22 protein-coding genes are annotated in these 23,049 nt (G+C 44.1%); 16 read left to right on the forward strand and 6 right to left on the reverse strand.

Translation table 11 applies throughout. The features are described 5' to 3' along the window. The 7 genes from MHZ92_RS08505 to MHZ92_RS08535 all read left to right on the forward strand — a co-directional run. A partial coding sequence (locus tag MHZ92_RS08505) for an IS3 family transposase (protein ID WP_239431255.1) occupies positions 1–587 on the forward strand: 587 nt, incomplete at its 5' end. Positions 588–827: 240 nt separating this feature from the next. Then, complete coding sequence (locus MHZ92_RS08510) at positions 828–2,333, forward strand: class I adenylate-forming enzyme family protein (protein WP_239431256.1); 1,506 nt, start codon at positions 828–830, stop codon at positions 2,331–2,333. Continuing rightward, a complete protein-coding gene (locus tag MHZ92_RS08515; protein ID WP_239431257.1) occupies positions 2,330–4,000 on the forward strand; it encodes an acyl-CoA dehydrogenase family protein in 1,671 nt (556 codons plus the stop codon). The genes MHZ92_RS08510 and MHZ92_RS08515 overlap by 4 nt, the downstream gene beginning before the upstream one ends. Before the next feature lie 224 nt (positions 4,001–4,224). Further along, positions 4,225–4,446, forward strand: coding sequence for a hypothetical protein (locus MHZ92_RS08520; protein WP_239431258.1), 222 nt, complete (start codon positions 4,225–4,227; stop codon positions 4,444–4,446). Positions 4,447–4,604: 158 nt separating this feature from the next. Continuing rightward, the gene (locus MHZ92_RS08525) at positions 4,605–6,014 is read left to right on the forward strand and encodes a tetratricopeptide repeat-containing diguanylate cyclase (protein WP_239431259.1); all 1,410 of its coding nucleotides are present in this window, start codon (positions 4,605–4,607) and stop codon (positions 6,012–6,014) included. Between the two features lie 91 nt (positions 6,015–6,105). Next, positions 6,106–6,687, forward strand: a complete 582-nt coding sequence (locus tag MHZ92_RS08530; protein ID WP_239431260.1) for an O-methyltransferase — start codon at positions 6,106–6,108, stop codon at positions 6,685–6,687. Between the two features lie 377 nt (positions 6,688–7,064). Further along, positions 7,065–8,384: an acetamidase/formamidase family protein gene (locus MHZ92_RS08535; protein ID WP_239431261.1), complete on the forward strand. Its 1,320-nt coding sequence runs from the start codon at positions 7,065–7,067 to the stop codon at positions 8,382–8,384. A gap of 49 nt (positions 8,385–8,433) precedes the next feature. Here the strand turns inward: MHZ92_RS08535 and MHZ92_RS08540 are convergent, their stop codons facing one another. Beyond that, on the reverse strand, positions 8,434–8,940 hold the full coding sequence (locus MHZ92_RS08540; protein WP_239431262.1) for a hypothetical protein: 507 nt from the start codon (positions 8,938–8,940) through the stop codon (positions 8,434–8,436). Between the two features lie 128 nt (positions 8,941–9,068). Here MHZ92_RS08540 and MHZ92_RS08545 point away from each other — a divergent pair, with 128 nt between their 5' ends. The 6 genes from MHZ92_RS08545 to MHZ92_RS08570 all read left to right on the forward strand — a co-directional run bounded on the left by MHZ92_RS08545 (position 9,069) and on the right by MHZ92_RS08570 (position 15,329). Then, on the forward strand, positions 9,069–9,326 hold the full coding sequence (locus MHZ92_RS08545; protein ID WP_239431263.1) for a hypothetical protein: 258 nt from the start codon (positions 9,069–9,071) through the stop codon (positions 9,324–9,326). 338 nt (positions 9,327–9,664) lie between these two features. Continuing rightward, a complete protein-coding gene (locus MHZ92_RS08550) occupies positions 9,665–11,272 on the forward strand; it encodes an ATP-binding protein (RefSeq protein WP_239431264.1) in 1,608 nt (535 codons plus the stop codon). Beyond that, positions 11,259–11,948, forward strand: a complete 690-nt coding sequence (locus MHZ92_RS08555) for a response regulator (protein WP_239431265.1) — start codon at positions 11,259–11,261, stop codon at positions 11,946–11,948. Before MHZ92_RS08550 ends, MHZ92_RS08555 begins: the two co-directional genes overlap by 14 nt. Before the next feature lie 136 nt (positions 11,949–12,084). Next, positions 12,085–13,098 carry a tripartite tricarboxylate transporter substrate binding protein gene (locus tag MHZ92_RS08560; protein ID WP_239431266.1) on the forward strand — a complete coding sequence of 338 codons (1,014 nt, stop codon included), beginning with the start codon at positions 12,085–12,087 and terminating at the stop codon, positions 13,096–13,098. Between the two features lie 164 nt (positions 13,099–13,262). Further along, positions 13,263–13,712, forward strand: coding sequence for a tripartite tricarboxylate transporter TctB family protein (locus MHZ92_RS08565; protein ID WP_239431267.1), 450 nt, complete (start codon positions 13,263–13,265; stop codon positions 13,710–13,712). A 90-nt stretch (positions 13,713–13,802) separates the two neighbouring features. Further along, on the forward strand, positions 13,803–15,329 hold the full coding sequence (locus MHZ92_RS08570) for a tripartite tricarboxylate transporter permease (RefSeq protein ID WP_239431268.1): 1,527 nt from the start codon (positions 13,803–13,805) through the stop codon (positions 15,327–15,329). 38 nt (positions 15,330–15,367) lie between these two features. Here MHZ92_RS08570 and MHZ92_RS08575 read toward each other — a convergent pair whose 3' ends face one another. The 3 genes from MHZ92_RS08575 to MHZ92_RS08585 all read right to left on the reverse strand — a co-directional run bounded on the left by MHZ92_RS08575 (position 15,368) and on the right by MHZ92_RS08585 (position 18,195). Further along, positions 15,368–15,772, reverse strand: a complete 405-nt coding sequence (locus MHZ92_RS08575) for a hypothetical protein (RefSeq protein WP_239431269.1) — start codon at positions 15,770–15,772, stop codon at positions 15,368–15,370. A gap of 140 nt (positions 15,773–15,912) precedes the next feature. Further along, a complete protein-coding gene (locus MHZ92_RS08580) occupies positions 15,913–16,902 on the reverse strand; it encodes an ornithine cyclodeaminase family protein (RefSeq protein ID WP_239431270.1) in 990 nt (329 codons plus the stop codon). Positions 16,903–16,917: 15 nt separating this feature from the next. Next, entirely contained in the window at positions 16,918–18,195 is a 1,278-nt protein-coding gene (locus MHZ92_RS08585; RefSeq protein ID WP_239431271.1) for an MFS transporter, read from the reverse strand. Between the two features lie 151 nt (positions 18,196–18,346). On the opposite strand from MHZ92_RS08585, the gene MHZ92_RS08590 reads away from it, so the two are divergent. Next, positions 18,347–18,889, forward strand: coding sequence for a helix-turn-helix domain-containing protein (locus tag MHZ92_RS08590; protein WP_239431272.1), 543 nt, complete (start codon positions 18,347–18,349; stop codon positions 18,887–18,889). Between the two features lie 52 nt (positions 18,890–18,941). Here the strand turns inward: MHZ92_RS08590 and MHZ92_RS08595 are convergent, their stop codons facing one another. Continuing rightward, on the reverse strand, positions 18,942–19,514 hold the full coding sequence (locus MHZ92_RS08595; protein WP_239431273.1) for a YkoP family protein: 573 nt from the start codon (positions 19,512–19,514) through the stop codon (positions 18,942–18,944). A gap of 422 nt (positions 19,515–19,936) precedes the next feature. On the opposite strand from MHZ92_RS08595, the gene MHZ92_RS08600 reads away from it, so the two are divergent. Continuing rightward, positions 19,937–20,770, forward strand: a complete 834-nt coding sequence (locus MHZ92_RS08600) for a metallophosphoesterase (protein ID WP_239431484.1) — start codon at positions 19,937–19,939, stop codon at positions 20,768–20,770. A gap of 195 nt (positions 20,771–20,965) precedes the next feature. Then, positions 20,966–22,285: a hemolysin family protein gene (locus MHZ92_RS08605; protein WP_239431274.1), complete on the forward strand. Its 1,320-nt coding sequence runs from the start codon at positions 20,966–20,968 to the stop codon at positions 22,283–22,285. A 50-nt stretch (positions 22,286–22,335) separates the two neighbouring features. Here the strand turns inward: MHZ92_RS08605 and MHZ92_RS08610 are convergent, their stop codons facing one another. After that, a complete protein-coding gene (locus tag MHZ92_RS08610) occupies positions 22,336–22,974 on the reverse strand; it encodes a YitT family protein (RefSeq protein ID WP_370644676.1) in 639 nt (212 codons plus the stop codon). Between the last annotated feature and the right edge of the window lie 75 nt (positions 22,975–23,049).

Below are 23,049 nucleotides of genomic sequence, written 5' to 3' on the forward strand. Positions count from 1 at the left end.
TGCAGAAATATGGATGGCAGTGCCGAGTGAAAGTGAAGAAACGCAAACGTACCGGGCAGCCCGCACATGTCGCACCGAATCTGTTGGAAAGGGATTTTACTGCGTCTAAACCCTTGGAAAAACTGTTGACTGATATTACGTACTTGCCTTTCGGCCAATCTATGATGTATCTTTCAAGTATTCTTGATGTCTACAACGGAGAGATTGTGGCCCAGACCATCGGTTTCATCCAGGATACCACTTTCGTTTTGGATACATTGCATCAATTACCTGACTTGCCTAAAGGTTGTATTTTGCATAGCGATCAAGGCTCGGTTTATACATCATATGCCTATCAAAAGGCAGTAAAAGAAAAGGGAATTACCATGAGCATGTCCCGTAAAGGCACGCCCGCTGATAATTCCCCAATCGAAACGTTCCACTCCTCGCTAAAGTCGGAAACGTTCTACCTCGACGGAATCCATCGCACATCGAATGCGCATGTGATTCAAATTGTCGAAGAATACATTACTTATTATAACAATATCCGCATTCAAACGAAATTAAACAGCCAATCGCCGGTACAATTCCGACAACTGGCTGCATAATAAGGTGTTTTTTGACTGTCTCAAAAAAGATAGTCAGTGCCCTTCTCTTCGTGGGTTTTTATTTCGTTAAGTTTAATTAGATAATTCAAACAATATATACCTTTTCATTACCGTCAATGGTATATTCATAGAAAAGGACGAAGGGATGGTGAAGGGGTTTACGGAAGTGTCGGAATCATTTTGGGGAATAACGCGTACAATCCGGTAAAAGGTTCACCAAAACGAAAGGGGATTGATGGGATGAACAGTTCACAGTTATTGGAAAGAAATGCAAGGAAGTATCCTGAAACAGAAGCTGTCGTCAGCATGGGGAAGCGGACGACGTATAAGGAATTGAACACTCGTGTCAACCGGTTCGGGAATGCGCTTCTAAGTAATGGTATCCATAAGGGCTCAAAAGTGGCATTGTTCCTACCGAATGTCGAGGAGTTTATCGTCGCTTACTTTGCCATTCAGCGCATCGGTGCCATCGTTGTTCCCATCAACGTCAAGCTGACGACGGAGGAACTAGCCTACGTCTTAAACCATTCGGATGCTGAAGCGCTCATTGCACATGAGTTGCTATTTGAAACGGTGAAAACATTGAACTCGCCTTCTATTTTAATTAAAACAGGTGAAGCTACCGGAAACTGGAATAGCTTCGAAACGCTCATCCAACAGGCGGACGAGCGATCGATTGCTTGCAGCATGAAAGAGGATGATGAATCGACAATTCTATACACGTCCGGAACGACAGGCAATCCGAAAGGGGTACTGTTCAGTTATCGCAACATCTTAACTGTCGCCTCGATGATCGCCGTTGAAATGGAAGTGAAACCGGAAAGTCGTATCCTGCTCATGATGCCGCTTAGCCATTCCGCACCTCTTCATTTATTCATGATGGCAGCGGTGTATGTCGGTGCAACTTGCGTCCTGACGCCGACGTTCACTCCGGATCTATTAATCGACGCGGTAGAGAAGGAAAAGACGACTCATTTCTTCGGTGCCCCTGTCGCCTATTTGCTCACAGCAGGGCATCCTCGCCTGAAGGAAGCGAATTTGTCTTCAATGAAATGGTGGATTTACGGAGGAGCGCCGCTATCCGCGAATGAAGTGAAAATGGTGCAAACTGCTTTCCGGACGGACAATCTTGTTTGTGTCTACGGCTTGACGGAAGCAGGTCCGAGCGGTTCATTGCTACTTGCAGAAGAGCATATAACGAAATCGGGGAGCGTCGGACGACGGGCGCCGCTGCATACAGAACTTCGTATTGTGAATGAACAAGGAATGGACGTTCAACCGGGGGAAATCGGTGAAATCGTCTTATTCGGCGAAGGAAATATGCTCGGCTACTACAAAAATGAAGAAGCAACGAAAGAAGCATTCATCGGGGACTGGTTGAAGACGGGCGATTTGGCGAAGTTCGATGAGGATGGTTATATATGGATTGTCGACCGGAAAAAAGATCTGATCATTTCAGGCGGCGTCAATATTTATCCGAAAGAAATCGAGGAGACAATTCTCCGCTTTCCTGGCATTCGCGAAGTCGCGGTCGTCGGCGTGCCGCACCCTGAGTGGGGCGAAACGGTGAAAGCGGTGTTCGCCGCTGCAAATCCAATAGATAGCGGGGAATTAAAAGCATTCCTTACTGAGCATCTCGCAAAATATAAAGTGCCTCGACTGTATGAACAAGTCGAAGCATTGCCGCGGAATGCTTCCGGGAAAATTTTGAAACAGCCATTGAGAGAAGGGGTGACGGTTCAATGAAAGTCGTGCAGGAAGCGGAATCGATCAAAACCGACAACTTCTTTGAAGAAGACGATACGCTTCGTTTAATTCTCGAGGAGCATTTGCAAGGACCTTTCCTCGACTATGCCAAACGCGAACTTGCCCTCTTCGGGGAACATTGTGCAAACGCAATCGACGAACGCGCGAAGCATACCGACCGCGAGGGGGAGCCTCGCCTCATTCGATACGACAAATTCGGTGAAGAAGTTTCCGACGTTTGGGTGAATGTGGGATATCGGAAAACGGTCCAAGAAACGTATGACACGGGCATTGTTGGCTATGTACACAAGGAAATCCCGGAGCTCGGCCATAAGGGGAATTACACGTACAGTTTCGCACAAGGCTATTTACTTTCCCATGCAGAGCCCGGATTTTATTGCCCCGTGACGTTGACGATGGCGACCGCCTACTTACTCGATCATTATGCGGATGACCATGTGAAAAACCTGTTTCTCGGCAATGTCTGTTCAACGGGAGAAGTTCCGCTGTACGAAGGAGCTACGTTTCTGACAGAACGCCAAGGCGGATCGGATGTCGGGGCGAATGTCGTGAAGGCGGTAAAAGACGGTGATCAGTACCGTCTCTATGGTGAGAAATACTTCGCTTCGAATGCAGGCATGGCAGGTGTAGCTATGGTGCTAGCGAGAATCGAAGGAGCACAGGCTGGAACTCGCGGATTAACATTGTTCGCTGTCCCGTGGCGCACGGAAAACGGCAAATTGAACGGCCTCCGTATCCGTCGGTTAAAAGACAAACTCGGCGTCCGGGCCGTCCCTTCCGGGGAAGTGGAATTTGACGGCGCGCTTGCCTATGTAGTCGGAGATCCAGCAAAAGGCTTCTATTATATGATGGAAGCGCTCAATCTTTCGCGCATTTGTAACGCAGTCGCTTCTATCGGCATTATGAGGCGCGCCCTATTGGAATCAACTGCGTATGCAACCCGACGGAATGCATTCGGCAAGCGGCTTACCGACTATCCTATGGTGCAGGACACACTCGGAAAAATGGCAGCGAGACTCCATGCCGAAGTAGCAACTGTCTTTGACTTCATCCAACTGTATGAACGTGTCACAGACGGAAACGCATCAGACCGTGAAAAGATCCTGAATCGACTTTTCATTGCGCTCATCAAAAAGGAGACGGCTGAGCAAGCAATCCACTTCGCCCACGAGGCGATTGAAATGCATGGCGGCAACGGCTATATCGAAGATTTCGTCACACCGCGCCTGTTGCGTGACGCCCAAGTGCTCACCGTCTGGGAAGGCACCGCCAATATTCTCGGGCTCGAACTCATCCGTCTCGTCAATAAATTCGAAGCCCATAAACTGTTCATCGACGAAATGCGCAACCGCCTCGTCGTCATCAATGACAGCGAGATGAAAAAAGCGGTTCTCGTTGAACTGAACAAGCTATCTAGTGACTTGGCGGAGTTCGCCTCATTTGATAATGACCTTCAAACGTTTGAAGCGAAAGGTCTCATGAAACGAATGGCGCATGTATTCGAAAGCGTCGTAGCGCTTGAATGGTCAAAGAAACATGGTGGTAAATTCGAAAAGCTCGCGGACATTTATATAGAAGAAACATGGTCTTTACGTAAAGTGGGTGAACCGATGAAGACTGTAGCATATTTCAAAGAGATTATTTGAAAATTAATGGAGTCGGCTAACTATGCTGACTCTTTTTTTATGCATTGCGAAAAATGAATGTTTCCCTAAGTTCCTCCAGCATCTGACAATATAATCTGTCGATGCACATGGGTTTGTTTTATTTACTGACGATTTTCCAAAGTGAATAGCATATTTTATCAATAAAATTGAATTTTCTATTTCTTGGTTCCGTCGTATAGTAAGAGAAAGACATAGTTTGGGGAGTGAGCACGATTAAAAAGTTAGCTGCATTACTTTTGGCAATTGCCGTCGTAGCCAGCAGTGCCGCTATATTTGCGGGAGTGGGTCCTGCCGTAGATCTTCTAGCTTCATTCGAAAAAGAGTACGAAAAGCAATTATTCAAAGCCGAATCAAATTTACTAGACTTAGCTGAGACGCCAGGGAAGACAACCGCCAATACATTGGATGGACAAGCAAGGAAATAGGGGGAAGTGTCACATATAGGAGCTATCTTCCATAGCTCCATACATAATTCTCCAATAAAAAAAGTTCCACAATAACCCAGTATGTGATACGATTGTATTATAATTTAGAAATATAAGTACAGTTAAATAGAACTACTTTTGGAATAGGAGTTGTGGGCATGGAGAAAGAAGATTTGATTTCATTGCAACGAAATGTCCTGAAGCTGCGAGTGGAAGGGAAATATGAAGAAACGATAGAAGCTTGTTTTCAATTATTGGAAGCCGGTTTAGCTGTACATGATTCAAAATCCATTTTAACAGCCCACATTAACAATGCCGCGTCCTTTTATTGCATCGGCGCAATAGAAGAGGCATTCCATAGCATCGATGCCTATATTGAACACTGCACCGACTTCGGCGATGAAGCCGATCGGTTGAATGGGTACAATGTGCTATTCCTACTGCATGAGTATAATAAAGACTATGAAGCTGCGAAAGAAACATTGCAAAATGCTATCAGGTTGGGCAAAAAGCTTGGCCACTTCAATATTCTCAGCAATGCGTACAGCAACTACAGCATGATTTTAGCAAAAGAAAACGATTTTGAAAGCGCTCTTTCCATGGCCGAAAAGGGGTTGGAAGCGGCCAAGCTTCATGAACCGAGAACTCCGATATTGGAATTCCGGGTGAAGCTGAATATCGCAAATGCCCTGATCGGCATGAATGATCTGGAAGCTGCAGAACTGCTCGTAAACGAAATGGTTAATGACCCACTGCTCGATTCGTTTATTCGTGAAAAGACGCAAGTTCATGATTTGTATGGCCGTTTGTTAATAAAGCAAAAGATGTACACCGAAGCTCTGGAAGCGTATGATACTGCGAAAGAACTTGCAGAAAGCTATAAAGACAAGAATTTGCTGAAAGGGATTTTGGAGAAAAAATGCAAGTTATGTGAAGTCATGGGGGATGTGCAACGTGGGTATAAAGCACAGCAAGCGTATATCAACCTATTAAGCGATCTTAGACAGCATGATGTCGCGATGGCTGCAGTTAAATTGGGTGTAAAGCATCGGGTTGCGACAATCGAACGGAGAGCGAACACCGATTACCTCACGGGACTTTACAATCGAAGCTTCACAGAAACAACAACCGATCAATGGCTTGCGGAAGCTGCGGTTACGGGAGAAAGCATTGTCTGTATCGCACTGGACCTCGACAATTTGAAAATCTTGAATGATACGTACGGCCATATATTCGGCGACGAAATCATCAAGAAAATCGGTCAAGCATGCGCCGGCCAAATTAGAAACGGCGACTTGATGGGCCGTTTCGGCGGTGATGAATTTGCCATCATTTTACGTGATCTGTCCGTCGAAAAGGCTCACCACAAAGCCGAAAAACTGCTCGAGGCTGTCCGTTCGATCAAAATTGAAAAAGACGGCATCTACCTTTCCTTAACGGCAAGCGTCGGCATCGCCGATAACGCGAACGGTAAAATTCAAACATTCACCGAGCTGTTCCACCAAGCGGATATTGCGCTGTATGAAGCGAAAGAAAGCGGGAAAAATCAGATTCGCATTATGTGTTAGGGAGACGTTGTCGCGTGTTCTATCGAATGCACATCGTGTCGAAAGTACATGACCCTATATAATACAAACAACTACTTAAGGGGGTTATTTAGTGACGACTGCTTATCGTTCTAACACATACATTCCTGAGCTGGTTAAGGCTTCCAAAAAATTAGCGGAAGAAAAAGAATTTATTAATTCCTGTTCAGATGAAGTTGGAAGACTTCTATTAGTTCTTGTGGGGCAGGTAAGAGATGGGAAAATACTTGAAATAGGGACTGGTTATGGTGTTGGAAGCTCTTGGATACTTTCAGCTATAGCTCCAACAGTAGAGTTCATATCGGTGGATAATTCAAAAGAAAAGATTGTTGATGTTACAAATACTCTACTTCATAACCAGGTAGAATTTATGTATGGTGATTGGAAAGAGGTAATAGCTAAAGGCCCATTCCAATTTATATTTGCCGATGCTGCTGCAGCGAAAACGTTAGAAAGAGAGATTTTATTTCAAGCCTTAAACACTTGTGGAATGTTATTAATGGATGATTTTACTCCTGAAGAATATTTTCCAGAAGAGTGGAAAGGAAAACCGGATGAGGTTAGAGAGTACTGGCTTAATCACGAAGAATTAATTGCAACTGAAATTTATTTGACTCCAAAGACATCGGCGATTCTTGCTACCAAGAGAAATTAGATATTTACAAGGGATGAACATCCACTAAGATAAATACAGATAATAGCTCAGTTCGTACCATATCGGACTGGGTTTTTTTATTGAAATCGCGTCATGGTTTCCAGATGGAAATCCAACAACCCGCATAACAGATCGCAACACAATTAAGCGACTTCGCAACACAATGAGTATTCCTCGCAATGCAATCAAACAGTCACATCACAACGAAACAGCATGGCAACGCAAATATACTAGTTAGCAACACAATCAATCCGACTCGTAACACAATCATGCGAACCCGCAACGAAATCAGCGACAGTAAAAGGATTAAAATATAATAAAAAATTCAGAACTTTGATATAATAGGTAGAGTACTAGTTGACAAGGGGGACTAAAAGATGAAAACTGCAGTAGCAACACCAGTTGAAACGCTTTTTGTGAACTCATTCATTGACGGAGTATTGGATCCCGCAAAAGAGATGCTCGGACCCGTAAAGGACGGCGGGCAAATTGTCGCGAATACAGCACCGGGCTGTTGGGGACCGATGATAACGCCTTGCTTAAAAGGCGGACATGAAGTGACGACACCGGTATTCGTTGAAGGCGCAGAGGTTGGAGACGCGATTGCTATTAGGATTAAGTCCATCCAAGTGACTTCAATGGCAACTTCATCAGGAAGTGACCAGCCAGTGGAAGGCCGCTTCCTAGGCGACCCGTTTGTAGCGGTGAAATGTCCTGGATGTGGGACGATGTATCCGGAAACTGTCATCAAGGGGATTGGGCAGGAAGCAATCCGTTGTGCTACATGTGATGAGGATATTACGCCATTCACTTTCACGAATGGCTATACAATCACATTCAGCGACCGCGGTGATGTCGGAGTGACGGTGCCGAAAGAAGCTGCAGAGCAAATTGGACAAAATGGCAGGCATTATATGGGAACCCCTAATGCGTCTGTCCAAAACCCGATTGTCACTTTTGCGCCGCATGACTTAATCGGCACAGTGGCGAGAATGCGACCATTCCTCGGCCAACTCGGCACAACGCCTTCGATGCCGATGCCTGATTCTCATAATGCGGGCGATTTTGGCTCTTTCCTCGTCGGCGCTCCTCACGAATATGCTGTTACACAGGAGCAACTTGATGAGCACCGGACAGATGGCCATATGGATATTAACCGAGTCCGTTCGGGTGCAACGTTGATCTGCCCGGTAAAGGTACCGGGTGGCGGTGTTTACATCGGAGACATGCACGCAATGCAAGGGGATGGCGAAATCGCAGGGCATACAGCGGATGTTGCGGGTATTGTTCATTTACAAGTGAACGTTTTGAAAGGACTCAACATCGAAGGGCCAATTTTGTTGCCGAATGAAGAGGACTTGCCATATACAGCAAAACCACTTACGGCATCGGAAAAGCTATCCGCCAAGGCCCTCGCCGCACAATGGGGAGTGGAGGAAATAGAGGAGAGCCTCCCGATCTCTGTTATCGGAACTGGCATCGATCTGAACGTCGCAACCGCAAACGGTCTTGCGCGCGCTGCGAAGCTTTTCGATGTACCTGTTGAAGAAATCATGAACCGCGCAACGATTACCGGCTCAATCGAAATTGGCCGCCATCCGGGTGTCGTCACAGTGACGTTCCTGGCACCTCGAACCTATTTAGAAAAGGCGAATTTGTATCATGTCGTGGATGAGCAATACCGAAATCGGAATTAATCAAGAAAGCCTCATGGGATTGTGTCTCGTGAGGCTTTCTGCTATTGACTTATAACCCTGGAAGGAAAAATAAAATAATGATAGCGACAAGTACTGCAATATTTGCGGAAAATGTAATCGTACTCATATCATTTTGTGTATTTCCATAACGAATAACAATGGAAAGAATAAATATGTAGAAGAGTGCTAGAAAATAAATAATAAATAAATCAACCAGCCAGAGCATGTATGTATTGATATCCGATAGAATCGTCAAACCGAGTACAAGAAAGCCAATGATCGAGAGAAGGAGCCAACCTCCTACAATTGCCGGCATAATTCGCCATATCTTATGCTTGAAAAGCGGCTTCCCTTTTTTGCTTTGCCAAACAACTAGGAGAGCACAACCCCAAATGACAGTAATGATCGTTAGAAACGTGATGATGATTGGCGGCTGCACTCCAATATTAATTGAAGTAAGGAATGATAGGATACTTGTCCGGAAAAGTTGCATTCCGGCTAAGAATAATCCTATGGCAACGATTGTCGCGAATTGAAATGAAGTCCACCTAGTCAAATTACTAACCTCCTTACCATCTTCTTTACGGATAAGAGAAGGAAGAGTTTCAAAATGCGATCTTAAAAGCTTCATGGGAAATGATTTGAGATTGTTATTGGGAAGGCATTTTATTTTTTATCCACCCGATGATATTCAGAAACTTGCACGACCCGAACTTTGCCAGTATGGAGCTCGTGATAGATGCCTCTGCTGTCGCGAAAGGAAATGTATTGATCCCGCTCGATGCGGACAAGTTGTTCGGCGCTTTCCAAGGAATCGGTATGTATAAAGCGACGGATGTAATGTTCTTCATCGAAAAAGTAAGTGATTTTGAACTCTTGCATATGGAGGGACCCCTTTCTTCACCAGTCATTGAATATCGTACCCTGTTTGAATTAGAATGATTCCTGGGAATGCAATGACTCGAACAAGAATTGCTCGCGTCCAAAGTTAGTAGTCCGGCGTCCAATCAAGGCCATCGCGCGTCCAAAGTCTGTAGTTCCGAGTCCAAACCCGGTCCTCGCGCGTCCAAAGTCTGTAGTTACGCGTCCAAACCCGGTCCTCGCGCGTCCAAAGTTCATGGTTCCACGTCCAAACCCTCCCTCCGCGCGTCCAATCCCATCTTTCTCCCTAAACCCTATTCCCCCACAATTCCCAATAGTGTAACATAGAGAGAAACGGATGCTGGCGGGAGTCAAGCATCCTCCTATTTACAAACTTCGTGATAGAAAGAGGATACTTCATGAAATTGAAATCCTTGCAGTCCCGCATATTTTTCTATGGTGCCTTATTTGTTTCTCTTGTTGCAATCCTTGTCGGTGTGTCGTTCTATTTCACGATGTCCCACGGGATTGAGCAGCAGCTCGGCATTCGGGCGCTGAGCATCGCGAAGACGACTGCGGAACGTCCGGATGTTCGAGCCGGTTTTGAATTGGAGAATCCGACTGAGGCGTTGCAGCCGATTGCGGAAGCTGTCCGTCTGCAAACCGGTGCTGAGTATGTTGTCATTGGGGACAGCGAAGGGATCCGGTATGCCCATCCTGTTGTCGATCGAATCGGCAAGAAAATGGTCGGGGATGATAATGAACGGGCGCTTCAATTCGGAGAATCGTATATTTCAGAGGCGACGGGGTCACTCGGACCGGCTTTGCGCGGAAAGGCGCCAGTCTTGAATGAGCAAGGTGAAATTATCGGGGTCGTTTCGGTCGGTTATTTAAATGAAGACATTTCGATTATGTTTTTCCAATACGTTGATAACATTTCCTACATCGTGCTCATCGCAATCATTCTCGGTATCATCGGTTCAAGCGTTCTGGCTCGTAATATTAAAAAGGAGTTATTTGATTTGGAGCCTGCGGAAATTGCTAATTTATTCACCGAACGGAATGCGCTTATCGAATCCGTCCGTGAAGGAATTATTATGGTGGACGCAAAAGGGCTCATAACGACAGTGAACGCGGCCGCCTACGATGCGCTTTCCATTCCAGGGCAGGCCGAACTGATCGGACGATCGATCCAGGAAGTTTTACCGAACACGTTGTTACCGAAAGTATTGGAAACCGGTGAACGGCATCTTGATCGGCCAATGGAAATTCACGGCAAGGAAGTCATTGTCAACCGGATCCCGATTCGTGCGAATGAACAGATCATCGGGGCTGTGTCGACATTCCGGCTTAAATCGGAACTTGACCAGCTTACGATGGAATTATCGCAAGTGAAGCGCTATACAGAGGCACTTCGGGCACAGACACATGAATACAATAACTTCCTTTATACGATTTCAGGGCTCATTCAGCTTCAGTCCTATGACGAGGCGCTAAGCCTCATACATGATGAGACGGCAGAACATCAATCGCTCATCCAGTTTGTGACGAAGCGGTTGCAAGATCCGTTTCTTGGTGGAATCGTCATCGGCTTCTTTAACCGTGCGAAGGAATTAAAAGTTAGGTTCCTTCTCGATGAAGATAGCTACCTGAAAGAGCTGCCGTCCCACTTAGAGAAGACCCATTTCGTTTCCATCATTGGGAATCTTGTTACGAATGCTTTTGAAGCCGTCGAAATGTTGCCGGAGGAGAAACGAATGGTCCGTCTTTTCATTTTAGATAATGGGGAGGAGATCTTATTTGAAGTGGAAGACTCGGGCCTTGGCATTGCGGACGAACTGCTCGATGCATTATTCCATGAAAAAGTTTCGACAAAAGATGTTGCAGACCGGGGATACGGACTTCTGAAAGTAGCGGATAATGTCGAGGATCTAGGCGGCTCCATTACGGTAGAAAAAGGGGATTTAGGTGGTGCGTTGTTCATCATCTCCATTCCGAAAGGGGGTTTTTTACTTGTCACTCATTGAAGTTCTGATTATAGAAGACGATAAGCGGATTGCCGATATTCACCGTCGGTTTATTGATAGAATCGAAGGGTTTGAAGTTGTAGGAACAGCACTTACCGGTGAGGAGGCGAAGGATTGGGTGCAGGCGCTGCAACCTGACCTCGTCTTGCTCGATGTCTATTTACCGGATGCGCTTGGCACGGACATTATGAGGTTCATCCATGAAAGCAGCCCTGATACGGATATCATTTTCATAACGGCTGCGGCCGAAGTCGACATTGTAAAAAAAGCATACCGCCGCGGCGTTGCCGATTATATATTGAAGCCACTCACATTCGACCGTTTCAAGGAAAGTCTTCTTTCCTATAAGGCTAAAAGAATGGCACTCGCCGGAAGTGGCATCCTGCAAGCGGATTCGATTGAATTGCTTTGGAATAAAACGAATATAACCGAACCGACAACGGATGCGCTTCCTCCGAAAGGGATTGACCCGATTACGAGAGAGAAAGTGGTCAACCATTTAAAACAGCTCGATGGGGGGATCACCGCGGAATCACTCGGTATGGAAATTGGCGTCAGTCGGTCAACGGCAAGACGTTATTTAGAGTATCTCGTTACTGAAAAATGCGCTTTTACAGAGCTTATCTACGGTACAGTCGGACGTCCGGAAAGAAGATATTTCATTAAACACCGGTGAACAATATGAACAAAATGATATTTACGACCAATATCCAACTTATGGACGAAAACATTGAATCAAACTAACTTTCTGATAAATTTATGATAGCGATTGAAAGCGCTATCATAAATTTATTTCAAAGGGGGATTCACGTATGGTTTGGAAGAAATTAACGACTGTCGCTGTGGCGGGTGCATTGGCTATCGGTCTAGCGGCGTGTTCGAAGACTGATGGGGAAGAAAAGGGGTCTTCGAAATATCCGGAACGTAATTTAACGATTGTTGCTCCATCTGGGGCAGGCGGTGGATGGGACTTGACCGCTCGAGCGATTGCAAAAACGATGAATGACACGAAGTTGGTTGAAAAGCCGATTACGGTTGAAAACAAGCCTGGCGGTGGCGGTGCGGTATACATGGCTGAGTTTGCAACGAAAGAAGTGAAGAATGACTACGCGTTGCTCGTTAAATCTCCACCACTTCTCATCAATAACAATAAAGCCGAAGGGAACAGCCCATACGGCTATAAGGATACGACACCATTGGCACAGTTGACACGCGATTATGGGGCAATCGTCGTCAAAGCGGATTCTCCATTCAATACGTTGGAAGATGTGTTGGAAGCGATTAAGAAGGATCCAAAAGCGATTACACTTGCGGGTGGATCTGCGCCTGGATCGATGGACCATCTTGTTGGCGTTTTGCCAGCGTTCGAATACGGAATTGACCCGAAAACGGTGAAATACGTTTCATACGATGGCGGCGGTGAAGCAATTGCAGCATTGCTCGGTGGGAATGCGGATGTGATTGCGACGGATGCCTCGACAATTGGTCAATACATGAAATCCGGAGATGTCCGTGTCCTTGCTGTCAGCTCTTCTGAGCGTCTAGGTGGAGACTTAGCGGAAGTTCCGACATTTAAAGAAGAAGGAATTGACGCTGAGTTCACCATTTGGCGTGGCCTTTTCGGACCAAAAGAAATGTCCGATGCAGCTGTCGACTATTGGACAGCGAAGCTGAAAGAAATGGTCGAGACGGATGAGTGGAAATCGGAACTTGAAAGAAACGGCTGGGAAAGTGAATACCGCGGCTCTGAAGATTTCACGAAGTACTTGGAAGACCAAGACAAAGTCATCGTGGAACTTTTAACAGCACTTGGTATGCAAAAATAAGGTGAAACTTCAATCAGTGGCGATTTTCCACTGATTGTTAGTTGAACGAATCGGGCTTTTACTGGCTGTTGATCCCCAAGTGGGATCTTACAGCCAGTTAATGCGGGAAAATTTTGTTGGGCGGCTCATGCGGCCGCCTTCTCTTTTAGGGGGTGACAAGAACAATGAGTAAAACATTCGATCGATACGCAAGCATCGCTTTTTTACTGATTGGTCTATTATTCGTAACCGAAAGCTTGAAAATATCGAACAGCGCGTACGGATCTTCGGTTGGACCGAAGATTTTTCCACTATGGCTCGGCATAATTCTGATGTTATTAAGTTTGAGATTGCTGTACGAAACGTTCAAATACAAAGCGGAAGGCGCAGCTTCGAAAGAAAAACTTCAATATAAAAAATTCCTCATTATTTTTGTAAGCGCAGTATTGTATGCATTTTTATTAGAAAAAATCGGTTACGTCATATCGACGTTCATATTTTTACTAATTGCCTTCCAAACGATGGAACGCGGCCGAATCGTGCCAACCATTATTATAGCTGCAGTTTTTTCATTCGGTGTCTATTATTTCTTCTCGGAACTTCTTGGCGGCTCATTGCCTGGTTTTCCGTTTTAACTTATCTAGTAGTAGTATCGAGCAAGCTCGATAATATCCCGACATAATTACGCCGAAGCGTAATTGATTGAAAGGAGAAAGGAGTCACACATGAGCACATTACAATTTTTGGCGGACGGGTTTGCGATTGCATTCCAATGGCATAATCTATTGTTCGCATTTATCGGTGTCGTCATCGGTACTGCGGTCGGTGTCCTACCGGGCATCGGTCCGATGAGCGGTGTCGCACTCCTCATTCCGGTAACGGCAACGATGACTTCCGGAATGCCGACGAGTGCAGCTGCGGCAAGCTCCATTATTTTGCTTGCAGGGGTTTATTACGGAGCGATGTATGGAGGATCGACGACTTCGATTTTATTAAACACTCCAGGTGAATCGTCATCAGTCGTCACGACGCTGGATGGCTATCAAATGGCTAGACAAGGACGGGCGGGAGCTGCATTGGCGATCGCTGCCATCGGATCTTTCTTCGCTGGTATCGTTGCCTTAATCGGTCTCGTGCTATTAGCAGAACCGTTATCGAATGTCGCCATTAAATTTGGACCTGCGGAGTACTTCTCATTAATGTTACTAGGCTTGGCCGCAGTGAGCGGGCTTGCCGGAAAATCGATGACCAAAGCATTGATGATGACTGTCTTTGGACTTATGCTCGGCACGATCGGTATCGATGCAGTTTCAGGAATCGCCCGTTTTACATACAACCAACCGATCTTGTTCTCGGGACTTGAGTTTCTGACGATCGCAGTCGGACTCTTCGCGCTCGGTGAAGTGTTTAAAACAATTTTAGAACGGGACGAGGAAGGAGGGACGATTGCGAAAATCAACCGTATCCTTCCGACAAAACAAGACATGAAAGACAGCTCGGTACCTATCGTCCGCGGCTCGTTGCTCGGATTTTTTATCGGTGTTCTCCCAGGCGCTGGGGCAACACTTGCTTCATTCTTCTCGTACATGACGGAGAAAAAATTCGCTAAACGGCCGGAGACCTTCGGGAAAGGAAACATCGCTGGCGTTGCAGGTCCTGAATCTGCGAATAACGCGGCTTCCGGTGGAGCGATGATTCCGTTGCTGACGCTCGGGATTCCTGGTTCCGGTACGACGGCCATTTTGATGGGAGCGCTCATCATGTACAATATTCAGCCAGGCCCGCTTCTTTTCGATGAGCATCCAGAAGTCGCTTGGGGGCTGATTGCCAGTATGTTCATCGGAAACTTGATGCTGTTAGTGTTGAATATGCCTCTCGTCCGAGTGTTTGCAAAAATCATTCAAACACCGAAGAAATACTTGTTGCCAATCATCGTCATGATTTCATTTTTCGGTGTGTACGCTGTGCAATATACGACGTTTGATTTGTATTTATTGCTCGGATGTGGCGTTGTCGGTTATTTATTATCGAAAAATGATTACCCGGTAGCCCCGCTCGTACTCGCGCTCGTATTAGGGCCGATGATTGAAAACAATATGCGCCGGGCGTTAACAATCTCGAACGGAGACTTCAGCATTTTCTTCACGAAACCGTTATCACTCGTATTCCTCATTGCGGCTGCAGCATGGCTGTTGATTCCGTTATTGTTGAAAATGAGAGGAAAAGCTGTGATTGTAGAAGAAGAAGGTTAATGAAAAGCGGATTGCCTAATGAGCAATCCGTATTTTCATTAACAAATAGCCTCTTCTGTTTCTCGAACAATCATCCATTTGTTATCAAGGAACATCCAATTTTCGATACTAAACAGCCTAGCCACTATTTTATTTTCTTTTTCAATCAAAAGTTCATAAAACACGACCGCATTGTCCTCATTACGAAGACGAATCATCCGATTTTCAAACCGCTTCTTCGCTCCTAACATCTGTTTAACGGATTGTCGCATCCCGCTTATAGACTCATCCCTATTAAAAAACAAAGGTTTTTCATTAGGCTCCCTGAAGTAGGCCACATAATAATCCTCGGTCATCCTTTCAACCGAAGACGACTCTCCCGAATTCATTGCTTCGTTCCAGTCCCTAATAAAGTTATCATGCATATTGGTAAAACTGTCTAAATGCTCGTTATTATGATTCATTTAATTACCTCCAAAACGATAGTTTCATTAGTAATTTCAATAAAGATGACACCAATCCCTCTTCAACTTGTGTAATCTGTTATTAAAATCACGAAAAAACGGCAAACCCAATTCAGGGCTTGCCGGTCATACTTTATCTTTTATACATCCACTTCAATTCCAATGCCTACCTCTGTGGCCTTCCGGTAGACTCCTTCGGCAACAGCGAGGTCGAAGTACGCGGCACCGACCGATTTAAAGAAAGTAATTTCATCGTCGTCCGTTCTTCCGGTAGCTACACCTGTAACCAGGTCCATTAGCTCCCCATGCAAGTCGTCGAAGGTCCAACCTGGCTGCTCGTTCGCGTGGATTAATTCACCGGCTTCTTCTTTCACGCCTACTTCATCATCGGTGACAATTTTGCTGCACCGTTGAATGAAAGTGAAGTCCATTTCACGCATATGGGAAAGGTATGATCCGACGCCGTTGACGTGGGTGCCGGGCATCACATCGTTTCCGTCAAACACGGGAGTATTCGAACGGGTGCTGCAACAGATGATATGGGCTGCGCGAACCGCTTCGGCAACATTTTCCATAACTTCAATTTCAATGTCCTCACCAATGCCGAATGCAAACAGACTCTCTTTGAAGCGCTCCGCTTTCGCTATTGTGGGGTTTACAAGTAGGATTTTTGAAATCTTCCTGACTTCCAATACGCCAAGAACTTGTTCAAATGCCATCGCTCCGGTGCCGATGACAGTTAGTACAGTGGCGTCCTGCCGAGCAAGGTGATTTGTTGCAAGACCGCTTAATGCCCCCGTACGCAACCTTGTCAAATACGAGGCGTTCATCAATGCAAGATGTTCGCCGTCCCGAGCGTCTGTTACAAGAATGACTCCTTGGGTTGTCGGTTTTCCTGAAGCAGGATTTTCAGGGAAAATCGACACGGTTTTGATCGTCGCAATTTCCTTTACCGAATCAGCGCTCGGCATATAGAGGACAGATGCGTGATGTTGTGGAAATTCAATAACCGTCCGGTGCGGGTTTGCGATTTTTTCCCTCGCTTTCGCCCGTAAAATATGTTCGACGTCTTTCATAGCCTCTTTCATCCCGTAGGTCGTTTGAATTTCTTTTTCATTGATGATTAACATGAAATCGCTCCTTAACTATTGATCGAGCGCTTCGTTTTTTCGGTCCTTAACTGCCCAAATGGCAATAAGTGAAACGACCGCGGTGAAGATGATATAAAGCGCAACCGGTACATATGAATCGTTAAATTTAGCAAGCAGTGCAGTGGCAACAAGCGGTGCTGTCCCTCCGGCAAGCGCAGCTCCGATTTGATAGCCAAGTGAAATGCCTGTATAGCGGACTTCCGCTGAAAAAATTTCAGAAAACATCGTGCCGAGAACTGCAGTAATTGGTGACCAGATGATACCCAGACCGATGATTGTTGCAATGACTAGCAATGCTACAGACCCTTGTTTAATCATCCAGAAGTATGGGAATGCGTATAAGATCATTCCAACCGAACCCCATACATAAAGTGGTTTTCGTCCGACTTTGTCTGATAGCCTCCCCATGATCGGAATTAATATCGTCGTAATGATTGTAGCGACCATGACAGCGTTTAACGTTGCCGTACGCGAATACCCCAAATAGCTTGTCGCATAGGAAACGATAAAAGTACCGAAAATGTAGAAAGGCGCCGTCTCGACAACCTTCGCCCCTATTGCAATCAGTACTTCGCGCCAATGCGTTTTCAATGTAGTAACGAGAGGGATCTTAGGAATATCTCCACGCTCTTGGACTTCTTTAAAAGAAGGAGTCTCGTCAATTCCTTTACGAATCCATAAACCGAATACGACGAGTAATGCACTCAAGATGAAAGGCACGCGCCAGCCCCATGTCATGAATGAGCCTTCGGGTAGCAGTGTCATGATCGACAATGCGAATGTACCGAGCACCATTCCGATCGTTACCCCCATCTGTGGTACTGCCCCGAAGAAGCCACGCTTTTCAGGAGGCGCATATTCCACCGCAAGCAAGAGCGCACCGCCCCATTCGCCTCCAATTCCTAAACCTTGGACAAGTCTCAACGTAATTAACAGGATCGGCGCCCAAATGCCGATTGCTTGATAGGTAGGCAATAACCCCATCCCGAATGTGGCAATACCCATAAGACTTAACGTCAATACAAGTGTTTTCTTTCTGCCAATCCGATCTCCAATATGACTGAAAATGATACCGCCGAACGGCCGTATGAAAAAGGCGAGCGCAAATGATGCATATGCCAACAATAAACCAATCGTCGGGTCTTCATTTACAAAGAAGACTTGATTGAATACGAGCGCAGCCACTGTCCCATAAAGGAAGTAGTCGAACCATTCAATCGAACTTCCGACGAGACTCGCGACCAACACCCTATTTAACTGTTTTTTCTCCACATTCTATTCCCCCTTCGCTATAATTGAAGTGCCACTTCAATTGAACGTCAAAAAAATGCAATAACCGAAATATTGAAGTGTCACTTCAATTATCTAACATCATAGGTATATACTAATATTCTGTCAATAGAAAAAATTAGGAGAATGAAAGATGTCAGCAAATCATTTAGGAGAAAAGATAAGAGAAATAAGATCGGGGCGGGGCATGACATTGAAGACTCTTGCCGATAGGACGGGCTTTTCCATAAGCTTTCTTTCCCAACTGGAAAGAGGGAAGTCGTCTGCGACATTGGAATCCTTGAAAAAGATATCGATTGCATTCGGCGTGAATCCAAGTTACTTCTTTGATGAAGATAGGTCGTCTAACAATCAACTGTTAAATATCGACCAGAGGATGGATGAGCATAATATTTATTACAAGGATTTAGGCACAATGGTAACCCACCGAGACTTCACGCCGCTTTTAGTCATTTTGAAGCCAAGTCAGACAGAGGGGAATCTTTTTACACATAAGGGGCAGGAATTTCTTTATGTCATTGAGGGGATCCTCACTGTCCGCCTAGAAAACGAGCTCTACGAATTAGGTCCGACTGAATCGATCATGCTAGATTCTACCCGTCCGCATTATTGGTATAACTACACTGACAGTGATGTAAAAATCCTTTGTGTATCGTCTGAAGTGAAAAATAACTAACTGAAAATATATAACCGGAAGAGAATAGCCTCTTCCGGTTGACTTTTTCATATCAGGCAGCATTATTCTGCAATGAACCATATTTTTCGCATAGGGTATCTTTTGACATGAAAAGGTATCTAGGCATAGGAGTCTTATTTCTTTTTGACGAGGCCTTGGAACTTGATAATAAATGGATCGAGTAATGTGAAATTCGTTTAAACCATGTATACATTCTGCTCGAAAATGAAAAGGATTCAAACCCTAGCCGGCGGTATCCTTTATCAATTGAAGTTATCCCGATGATTCCTTTTATTTGCTCCCGATGATGATGTTGCAATACGTAGAACGCAAGTGCAGGCATCGAATTATAAACTGTCTTGTAGAGATACAATTTATTCGTTGCTTTATCTATCTTCTGCATTTCCTTCATAATACGGACATTATGCAAATGAATTTTTACGAGTAAATCATTTTTCTTAATAATTGTACCGTCGGACAGAACGACTTCGCGACCTTTATAACGTGTTAAACGAATACGGAAGATACTGTATCTTCCTGTAATCTGTTCGAGGCATTGTAGACGGGTACACTTTAGATAAAACGGATCGGCAATACTCCATACGTTGATTATATGTTGTTTCATGTGCAGGCTCCTCACTAAATTCAATGACATCTTTAAGGTTGACCAGATCGCATTCAATTATTTATGAACTGTGATGTTAACAAAAACGGATAAAGTGAATAATTGCACGCACTTGCAATTCAGATTGTAGCCATGTCAATGAAATAAAGAGTTTGTTACTGAGCACTTCTAAAAGTCTTGATGATAAATGGCACCGGATCCTTTAAGTGGGAAATCAACAGCCAGTAAATGCCCGATTGGTCTAACTAACATGAGGTTGAAAGACGTTAGCAAGAGTGAAGTTTCACATCACGACTAGTTTGCGAAATAGGAGTTGTTTTATCCTCTCTTCCTTGATTGGCTATTTGTCATTTCGTCCATATATTACAGGTAAAAATACCTCCTTTCACCATGTATAATTGACAGGAGGAGGAAAACAAATGATTGCTACATTAATAATATTTATAGCTCTATGCTTGTTCATATATATAGGCAATAAGAACACTAGTTCTGTTGTAATAAATCATATAGATATAAATGGTAATAGTGGTACGAAAGATAAGAACCTTAAACCTTTACGTATACTGCATATTTCTGATTTGCATCTTGAAAACATCTCAATTTCCCCGGATGATCTTTATGAAAAAGTTGAAAATCAGCCGATTGATTTAATTGCTTTGACTGGCGATTTTCTTGACAGAAAACGTAGCATCCCTAAGCTCTCTTCGTATTTGGAAGTGTTAAAGAAATTGAATCCTCCTTTTGGTATTTACGCCGTACTTGGCAATCACGATTATGTATTGCGGAACAAGGACTTGAAGCAATTAAAGAACATGTTGATTCAGAATGATGTCAAACTGCTTCAAAATGAAAACGACATGATTGACATAGACGGAGTTCAATTCAATATTATTGGTATAGATGATTTCAGCACAAAACGTAGTAATTTGGTGAAATCCTATGATGGTCTAGAAAAAGGATATAATTTGGTTATTACACATGATCCTAATGTTGTATTGACAATGAATAACTACCATTTTGATTATTTGCTTTCGGGTCATTTTCATGGCGGCCAAATTCATTGGCCCAAGCCATATCATCTTGTAAAAATGGGCAAATTGGTTAGAATGAATATGGTAAAAGGTCTGCATAGCTATAAAGAAAAACAATTCTATATTAGCGAAGGACTTGGACAAACCGGCATCAATATTAGGATAGGTAGCCGGCCCGAAATTACCATTCACAACGTTCATTTATCTCCTGTAATAGGTGAATAAAAAAGAGGCTGTTCTAGAAGTCAATTGTCACTGACTTTCTAGAACAGCCCTTTTCTATTCCAACCGGTTTATCCGAGCATATCAAGAGGTACTAAGATAAGTGAAGTATAAATAGAAAATATACTGAAAAAGTTTATTTCATTATGGATAGAATAAATTTTGGAGGTGAAAGCCCCTATTTTCGTGGGGTCACTATTGGATACAACTATAATGATCAATTTAATGCTAGTTGCTTTATTAATTGCACTGACAGCTTTCTTCGTCGGAGCAGAATTTTCGGTTGTCAAGGTCAGGAGGTCTAGGCTCGACCAACTCATCGCGGAAGGTAATAAAAAAGCCGTTGTTGCTAAGAAATTAGTGGACAATCTAGATTATTATTTATCAGCATGCCAATTAGGAATAACAGTGACTGCTTTAGGACTTGGTTTTTTAGGAGAGCCGACTGTCGAGAGACTGCTGCATCCTCTTTTCGAGAATTCGGGAATGCCTGAAGCTTTGTCTACCGTAATCTCTCTCATATTGGCATTATCGATCATGACTTATTTACATGTCGTCGTAGGTGAATTGGCACCAAAAACATTGGCGATTCAATTTACAGAGAAAATCACATTGCTTTTGGCGGGGCCTCTCTATTGGTTCGGTAAAATAATGTTTCCCTTCATCTGGACGTTAAATGGTTCAGCTAGAATTTTAATTAGGCTATTTGGGGTGAAGCCAAAAGATTCAAAGGATGCCCTCTCAGAAGATGAATTGAAAATTATTATGGCGAATAGTTTTCAAGGCGGCGAGATCAACCAAACCGAATTATCATATATGAGGAATATCTTTACGTTTGATGAACGGGTTGCTAAGGATATTATGGTACCGCGCACACAAATGGTGACGTTATCTCAATCGATGGAGACAGCCGAGATTTTATCAATCCTGGATGAGCACCAATATACACGCTATCCGATTACAGATGATGGAGATAAAGATCACGTGATCGGTTACGTGAATGTAAAAAAGATGTTAACCGATAACGCAGTCGGTCGTAGAAAACCTTTGAGTGAAAGCCTTGAAGAGATGCCGTATGTGAATGAAAGTACACCATTACAAGATACACTCCTGAAAATGCAAAAGGAACGTGTCCATATCGCACTTGTCATCGATGAATTTGGTGGAACTGCAGGTATGATTACGATGGAAGATATATTAGAAGAAATCGTTGGAGACATTCACGATGAATTCGATGTAGATGAAGTACCGGATATTGAACAAAAAGGTGAGGACCTGTACTATGTAAACGGCCGTGTGTTACTTACTGACTTAGCAGAGCGTTTCGGTCTTACCTTTGAAGAGATGGAAGACGTTGATACAATCGGTGGTTGGTTCCAATTGAACAATATTGATGCTTCCTTACATGACTCAATTGAACACGAAGGCCACCGATGGTCAGTAATCGAAATGGATAACCACCAAATTCTAAAAATCGCATTGGAGCTGAAAGCTGCTCAAGAGGAACAAGATAGTTAATATTCCAAGCCCACCGTTCGTTTACGCGAACGGTGTTTTTGGGGATTATTCTAATTCACATACGATTTTTTGTCTAAAGGAACCGTCCTTCTATTTGATCTTGATACGAGTAAACTAATTGTAATGCCAACAGAGAAAACGGTCATAAAAGATAAAATTAAATACATGGATGAAATAAGAATGCTACCAATCGTGACGATCAGAATATCAAATGAGAAAATTACATAGCCAGGATTTAATTTTAGACGCCTTGCAATCATTTGTGCAAGTAAATCGGTCCCACCAACACTAATCTCATGACGGAGCATAATTCCCGCGCCGATTCCAATAAAGATTCCTCCGAGTACGGCGCTTATAAGCGGAGTTAGTGATAAGGTGCTTCCCCAACTATGCATGGGGTAGAAAACATCAATCATTAACGAGGAAAAGAGCAAGCCATGGATCCCATTATAAAAAAATGAACGATATAAAAACCACGCCAAAATAAAAATAGGGATATTCACTAGTAATAATGCCCAGCCGACCTTTATATCTTGTACATAATGAAAAATTAAACTGATCCCGAGAGCACCACCGTCTAATAATTCAAATGGAACTAGAAATAAATTGACACCGATTGCAACGAAAACACTACCGATAAGAATAATGATGGCTTTTTGAATGAAAATAAGAACCCCACCTATTTGAATAGTTTATTGATGTATATGTCTATCGCTTGCGATTCTATACTTGCGAAGTTAAACAGCAAGCGTTATACCTCTATA

Origin of the sequence: Sporosarcina sp. ACRSL (assembly GCF_022346605.1) — a bacterium.
Taxonomy (GTDB): Bacteria; Bacillota; Bacilli; order Bacillales_A; family Planococcaceae; genus Sporosarcina.